9 protein-coding genes are annotated in these 6,039 nt (G+C 60.0%); 3 read left to right on the top strand and 6 right to left on the bottom strand.

All coding sequences use genetic code 11. The features are described from left to right. The coding region (locus RCI20_RS16505) for a YafY family protein (RefSeq protein ID WP_306607446.1) at nucleotides 1-294 on the bottom strand (294 nt) is incomplete at its 3' end. 25 nt (nucleotides 295-319) lie between these two features. Then, on the bottom strand, nucleotides 320-625 hold the full coding sequence (locus RCI20_RS16500) for a hypothetical protein (protein ID WP_306607444.1): 306 nt from the start codon (nucleotides 623-625) through the stop codon (nucleotides 320-322). On the opposite strand from RCI20_RS16500, the gene RCI20_RS16495 reads away from it, so the two are divergent. The 3 genes from RCI20_RS16495 to RCI20_RS16485 are packed head-to-tail and all read left to right on the top strand — an operon-like array spanning nucleotide 624 to nucleotide 3,153. Next, a complete protein-coding gene (locus tag RCI20_RS16495; protein ID WP_306607442.1) occupies nucleotides 624-920 on the top strand; it encodes an ArsC/Spx/MgsR family protein in 297 nt (98 codons plus the stop codon). The genes RCI20_RS16500 and RCI20_RS16495 overlap by 2 nt on opposite strands. Beyond that, nucleotides 917-1,810, top strand: a complete 894-nt coding sequence (locus RCI20_RS16490; RefSeq protein WP_306607439.1) for an Hsp33 family molecular chaperone HslO — start codon at nucleotides 917-919, stop codon at nucleotides 1,808-1,810. Before RCI20_RS16495 ends, RCI20_RS16490 begins: the two co-directional genes overlap by 4 nt. Beyond that, entirely contained in the window at nucleotides 1,807-3,153 is a 1,347-nt protein-coding gene (locus RCI20_RS16485; protein ID WP_306607437.1) for a sensor histidine kinase KdpD, read from the top strand. Before RCI20_RS16490 ends, RCI20_RS16485 begins: the two co-directional genes overlap by 4 nt. 26 nt (nucleotides 3,154-3,179) lie before the next feature. On the opposite strand, the gene RCI20_RS16480 is transcribed toward RCI20_RS16485, so the two are convergent. The 4 genes from RCI20_RS16480 to RCI20_RS16465 form a co-directional block, all read right to left on the bottom strand. Beyond that, nucleotides 3,180-3,707: an OmpA family protein gene (locus tag RCI20_RS16480; protein WP_306607435.1), complete on the bottom strand. Its 528-nt coding sequence runs from the start codon at nucleotides 3,705-3,707 to the stop codon at nucleotides 3,180-3,182. 114 nt (nucleotides 3,708-3,821) lie between these two features. Continuing rightward, nucleotides 3,822-5,210, bottom strand: coding sequence for an FAD-binding oxidoreductase (locus tag RCI20_RS16475; RefSeq protein ID WP_306607433.1), 1,389 nt, complete (start codon nucleotides 5,208-5,210; stop codon nucleotides 3,822-3,824). After that, the gene (locus RCI20_RS16470; RefSeq protein WP_306607431.1) at nucleotides 5,207-5,746 is read right to left on the bottom strand and encodes a hypothetical protein; all 540 of its coding nucleotides are present in this window, start codon (nucleotides 5,744-5,746) and stop codon (nucleotides 5,207-5,209) included. Before RCI20_RS16470 ends, RCI20_RS16475 begins: the two co-directional genes overlap by 4 nt. After that, on the bottom strand, nucleotides 5,743-6,033 hold the full coding sequence (locus RCI20_RS16465) for a nucleotidyltransferase domain-containing protein (RefSeq protein WP_306607429.1): 291 nt from the start codon (nucleotides 6,031-6,033) through the stop codon (nucleotides 5,743-5,745). Before RCI20_RS16465 ends, RCI20_RS16470 begins: the two co-directional genes overlap by 4 nt. Nucleotides 6,034-6,039 lie beyond the last annotated feature (6 nt).

The raw sequence follows: 6,039 nt of genomic DNA, 5'->3' as shown, positions 1-6,039 counted from the left end.
GCCGCCGGCGTCGAAGGCGGCGAGCAGTTGCTGCATGCTGAGCAGGGCGTGGATTTCGCCGGCCGAGAACCAGACGCCGGGGAGTTCGTAGCGTTCGACGCTATTGTCGATGCGGTAGGTGCCGGTATCGCGGTCGCAAACAATAGGCACCTGCATGCGTTCCTTGAGATCGCGCAGATCGCGGTGCAGCGTAGCGCGCGAGACTTCCAGGCGCCGTTGCAACTCGGCAAAGCTAACGCTGCGCCGCGAAAGCAGCATGCGTTCGATGATGCCAAAACGTTCGGATTTGGTCATGCCACCCCTTTGTATTTTGCCAGCATCATAGCGAGCCAAGCCTGATCACACCACTGGCATATCGAAAAACTGGCGTGGCAGAGCAATGATCGGTCAGATACATCGTTGGCATGAAAACTCCGGCAGGTATTTTTCGTCCATTGTCGAGCGCCAAAGTCTCATGGCGAGAGACCGGAAAAGCGCAAATGGCGCATTCGCAATCCGCGCGAAGATAAATAGGTAAAATCCCCTCCTTTGAATTGATCGCACCAACCAAGATGACTGCTTTGACCCAACCAGCCAGCTGCCGGATGTACGGCATCAAGAACTGCGACACCATGAAGAAAGCCATGACCTGGCTGACTGAAAACGGCGTCGCTTACGAATTCATCGATTACAAGAAGGCCGGCGTGGCTGAGGCGAATCTGCCGGATTGGGCGGCGCGGGCGGGTTGGGAAGTGCTGCTGAACAAGCGCGGCTTGATGTGGAAGAAGCTGACGGATGACGAGCGTTCTGCGGTCGACGAAGCAAAAGCACTGAAATTGATGGCGCAGTATCCGGCGCTCATCAAGCGGCCGGTGCTCGATACCGGCAAGGCGCTGCTGGTCGGCTTCGCGCCGGAAAGCTACGCGGAGAAACTCAAATGAGTCATGACAAAAACACCAGCAGCATCCGCCGCTTTCTCTTCGAAGGCCTGGACATTCGCGGTGCCGTCGTTCATCTGGGTGATTCCTGGCAACAAATGCAGGTCGACCGCAATTATCAGCCGACAGTCGCCCAGTTGCTCGGTGAAACGGCTGCGGTGACCGCGCTGATTGCCGGGCAGTTGAAACAGCCCGGTCGGCTGACGCTGCAGTTGCGCGGCAACGGCCCGATCCAGTTGCTGGTGATGGATTGCAACGAGCAATTGCAAATGCGCGGCATGGCGCGCAGCAATCCGGTGGTGCTGCCGGCGCCGGTGCAGCAATTGCTGGGCGCCGATCAAGGCGGTCAGTTGTTGATGAGCCTGGACATGCCGGATGCACGCCAGCCCTACCAGAGCTTTGTGCCGATGGTCGGCGACAGCATTGCGGAGATTTTCGAGCATTACCTGGAGCAATCCGAGCAACAGCCCTCGCGGCTGTTTGCCACGGCCAGTCGGGAAGCCGCCGTCTGCCTCTTCCTGCAGAAAATGCCACAAGCCGATCAGCACGATGCCGATGGCTGGCAGCGCATCACCCAGTTGGCGGCCACGGTCAAGCCGGCCGAACTGCTCGAACTCGATGCTGAAACTTTGCTCAGCCGCTTGTTCCACGAAGAAATCGAAGCCCGTGGCATTCGTATCTACGACGCGCAGACGGTCGTCTACCACTGCCCGGAAGACTGGGAAAAAGTCCGCGACATGGTGCGCAGCCTGGGCCGCCAGGATGCCGAAAGCATTGTCGCCGAGCATGGCGAAATCCTCATCCGCGACGATATCTGCAACCGGGAATACCGTTTCAGCGCCGATGATGTGGCGGCCTTGTTCGACGAATACGCCGGGTGGGCTATCCATTGACCCCGCCAACCCCCAGCTTCATTCTCAACCGGCAGGTTGAGCTGCTCTACCGTAATCTGCGGCTGGGGCAGATTGCTTCGATCGTCAACGCCAGCCTGCTGGTATGGATAGCCCAAGGCACGATTGCAACAACCCCGCTCGTCGTCTGGTGGATTGCAGCCCTGTTGATTGCCGGTGTGCGCGTGCTGCAGGCAGTCCGTTATCAGGCCAGCGACCCGGCACTGCGCGAATCCAGCGCAGCCGGCTGGCGCCAACGTGCCCTGCTCGGCGCGGCCAGCGCCGGCCTGTTGTGGGCAGCGGGCGCACTGTTGTTCATGAGTCCGGGCGACACCACCCTGCAACTATTCACCGGCTTCGTCATGGCCGGCATGGTGGCCGGTGCAGTACCCGTCCTGGCCGCAGACCGGCTGATCTTTCGCCTGTATGCCTGGCCGGTCGTCATCGCTGTCTTGGTCGGCGCCTACGGCACCGACCCGCTGCACATCGGCTTCAGCATCATGTCGCTGCTTTTTCTGCTGATCGCCACGCGTAGCGCCGATTATTTCAACGATGCGCTGCAGGAAACCCTGCGCCTGGAACATGAAAAGGACGGGCTGCTGAAAAATCTGGACGATGCCCGCCAGCACGCCGAACGCTCCAACCGCGCCAAGACTGAATTCCTGGCCAACATCAGCCACGAACTGCGTACCCCGATGAATGGCATTCTCGGGCTGTCGGAATTGCTCTCGCAGGAAGACCTGACGGCCGACCAACAAGAATTGCTCACCCCGCTCCGGCACTCGGCCAGCGATCTGATGCACAAGATCGAGAACCTGATTGAACTCTCTGCGCTTGAAGCCGGGCACTGCCAACCGAATACCGGGCCTTTTGCGGTCAACGAGATGCTCGAAGGCATTTTGCACCGCTACCGGCAAGCGCTCGAAGCCAAAGGCTTGCGCTTGGTCGAGCAGGTCGAAGGTGACCTGCCGCCGATCCTGATTGGCGACCTTGATCGTCTGCGCAAGATCATCGGCCACCTGATGGATAACGCCATCAAGTTCGTCGATCACGGTGAAATCGGCATCACGCTGCGCCTGGTCGAAAACCGGGAACAGCAGGTCCACCTGGAATTCAGCATCACCGACGAAGGCCCCGGCATCCCGCCGGAAAAACTGGCCGAACTGGACGGCCTGATGATTCAGGCCGATGGCTCGGCCGTTCGCCGGCATGGTGGCATCGGGGTCGGTCTGGCCATCGTGCGTCGTCTGGTTACCCTGCTCGACGGCCAGTTCCAGATTGAAAGCCAGCCGGGAAGCGGTACGACCTTCCGCTTTACGCTACCGTTCGAACGCGCTGGAGATTGAGCTCGAACGCGCTGGAGATTGAGCTTTTACTCGCCGAAAACGAGTTCAACCCGGCGCATTTTCTTGCGGCACGCTTCCGACTTGCAGGCCCGGTCCATCTGTTCATTACCGACACCGTAGCGCCGGATCTGGGTCAGCGGCACGCGCTGGCTGCGCAGGATGGCGTACACGGCATTGACCCGCTGTTCGGCAATCGCCAGGTTGTAGGACGGACTACCCAGATCGTCGGTATGGCCGATCAGGGTGACGACCAGATCCGGCGATGCCTTGAGGCGGTTGGCATGTTCGATCAGCCGGGCGCGACCTTCGCTGTCGACAGTCACGCCGGACGACGGGAAAAAGATGCTGTGTTCAGCGTCGACCTCGGCGATCAGTGTTTTTTCACTGACCGATGAGCGAGCCGGCGGTGGCGCAGCGAGTTCAGGACTGACCTTGTTTCCAACGCTGACCCGCATGCTGCTTGGCACAACCTCCTGCAGGGCCGGCGGAAGCTGGGAACAGGCACTCAGGGCCAGAGAGAACAAAACCCCCTGTGCAATCAAACGATATGACAAATTACGACTCCTCATGTTGCTGCGGCATGTCGACAAGCGACAGGCCGGCGAATTTTTCATCTTTGCCCGGCGGGTGCCTGGGCAATGCTTTTTGATGGTCGATGCCCGCCCCTGTCAAAGCAGCTTGCCGGGATTCATCAGCCCGTGCGGATCAAGCGCCTGCTTGATCGAACGCATCAAGGCCATTTCGACCGGCGATTTATAGCGCAGGATTTCCTCACGCTTCAACTGCCCCAGGCCATGTTCGGCGGAAATTGACCCGTTCAGCGCGTGGACCGCATCATGGACGATACGATTGACCTCGGGCTGACTGGCCAGGAAAAGCGCGTTGTCCTGGGCATCCGGCTGCGACAGGTTGTAGTGCAGATTGCCGTCGCCAACATGGCCGAAGGCGACGACGCGAATACCGGGAAATGCGGCAGCCAGTGCGGCGTCGGCTGTGACAAGAAATTCGGCAATGCGCGATACCGGCACCGCCACATCATGCTTGATGCTGACGCCTTCGATCTTCTGCGCTTCGGAAATATTCTCGCGCAGCGACCACAGTTTTTTCGCCTGCGCTGCGCTGGCAGCGATCACGCCATCGGCCACCGTACCGGCTTCCATCTGCTCGCCCAGCCAGCGTTCGACCATTGCCGGATCGGCATCGGAAAACTCGGCTAGCACGTACCACGGGCTGACCGCCGCCGGCCGGGTGGCGCCGGGAATATGCCTGAGCACCAGCCCAAGTGCCGTTTCGGAAATCAGCTCGAATGCGGTCAACTGCGCATCGAAGGCATTTTTGGCCCGATTCAACAGGTCGACCGCAATATCGGGGGATGCAATATTCAGCCAGCAGGTGGTCTGCGTTTTTGGTAGCGGATAGAGCTTCAACACGGCGGCAGTGATGATGCCGAGCGTGCCTTCGGCACCGATGAACAGGTGTTTCAGGTCGTAGCCGGTATTGTCCTTGCGCAGGCCGCGCAAGCCGTCCCACAACTCACCGTTGGGCATGACCACTTGCAGGCCCAGCGTCAGTTCGCGCGTATTGCCGTAACGCAGCACCTGGACGCCACCCGCGTTGGTCGAAAGATTGCCGCCGATCTGGCACGTCCCTTCGGAAGCCAAGGCCAGCGGAAACAGCCGATCAACCGCATTAGCGGCCTCCTGCACCGCCGCCAGCGTACACCCGGCTTCGACGCAAATCGTGTGGTTCAGCGCGTCGACCGCAAGAATGCGGTTCATTCGACCCAGGCTGACGACCACCGCCCTGCCCGTGTCATCCGGCGTCGCCGCACCGCACAGACTGGTATTGCCGCTCTGCGGCACGATGGGCACGCCGGCTTCGGCGCAGGCACGAACCACGGCGGCGACTTCTTCGGCGTTGCCTGGACGAACCACGCACAACGCCGCGCCGCGATAACGACCGCGCCAGTCGGTGAGAAAGGGCGCGGTGTCAGCGGGATCGGTCAGGACGTTGGCAGCGCCGAGCAAACTTACCAGTTGCCGAACCAAAGCATTCATTCAGGCGCCCGGACAATTTGCTTGAACTCTTGCACAAAATCCGCGCTGGCCGGATCAATGGCCAGACGATCCTGGCACAGGAAGACGAAAGCGCCGCTTGCCGCCAACAAGCCGGGCATCAGGCCGTGCAGGGTATTGAAATGCTCGGCGATATCGACATAGTCGGTTTCATAATCGTGTGCCGCCAAGTTGCGTGCCGTACGTAATAGTTGCCAATCCGCCAGGGAATCAATGACGCCCTGCTTCTCGTAATAAGCAAGCACCTTGAGAAAACTGTCGGCCGATTCGCCGAGCAACAAATGAGCATGGCGCATTGCCGCCGCCAAGGTATCCTGCAGTTTGGCAAAACGCTCGTTGAATGCCGCCAAACCACCGAACAAAGCCGGGTCTTTTTTTCTGCGCGCCAATTCATCGCCAAGCAGCGGCCACGGCAAACTTTTCGCTGCCGCATCGAGAAAATAGACGCAACGCTGCACAGCCTCCAGCAACTGCGCCAGATGTCGCTTTTCGGCAGACAGAATGTCGATGGTACTCACAACAATTGCGCCTTCGCCAGCGCTATCGCCTGAAACGGGGTGGGTTCCTTCCCCGTTTGATAGGCGACGACATCCACCGGTAGTCCGATGGCGCTTTCCAGCGCCTCCTTGACACTGGCTCGGGTCAACAAATCCAGCCGCCGCTGACTCGCCAGCAACAAGTCGACATCGCCACCACGCGCCGCATCATCAAGCCGCGAACCGAAGACATAGGTCTGCACATCCGGGCCGGCCGTGCGCCGGACGGTTTCCCGGATGGAATCTATTTGCGTTTGGACCAGACGCATGCGCTG

Origin of the sequence: Azonexus sp. (assembly GCF_030824335.1) — a bacterium.
In the GTDB taxonomy this organism is placed as follows: domain Bacteria; phylum Pseudomonadota; class Gammaproteobacteria; order Burkholderiales; family Rhodocyclaceae; genus Azonexus.
This window is presented reverse-complemented; position numbering and strand designations above follow the sequence as displayed.

Bases quoted from the DNA above. Each gene is read 5' to 3' on its own strand.
- RCI20_RS16500 (WP_306607444.1), bottom strand. From the start codon at position 625: ATGGCTTTCTTCATGGTGTCGCAGTTCTTGATGCCGTACATCCGGCAG.
- RCI20_RS16490 (WP_306607439.1), top strand. From the start codon at position 917: ATGAGTCATGACAAAAACACCAGCAGCATCCGCCGCTTTCTCTTCGAA.
- RCI20_RS16465 (WP_306607429.1), bottom strand. From the start codon at position 6,033: ATGCGTCTGGTCCAAACGCAAATAGATTCCATCCGGGAAACCGTCCGG.
- RCI20_RS16475 (WP_306607433.1), bottom strand. From the start codon at position 5,210: ATGAATGCTTTGGTTCGGCAACTGGTAAGTTTGCTCGGCGCTGCCAAC.
- RCI20_RS16495 (WP_306607442.1), top strand. From the start codon at position 624: ATGACCTGGCTGACTGAAAACGGCGTCGCTTACGAATTCATCGATTAC.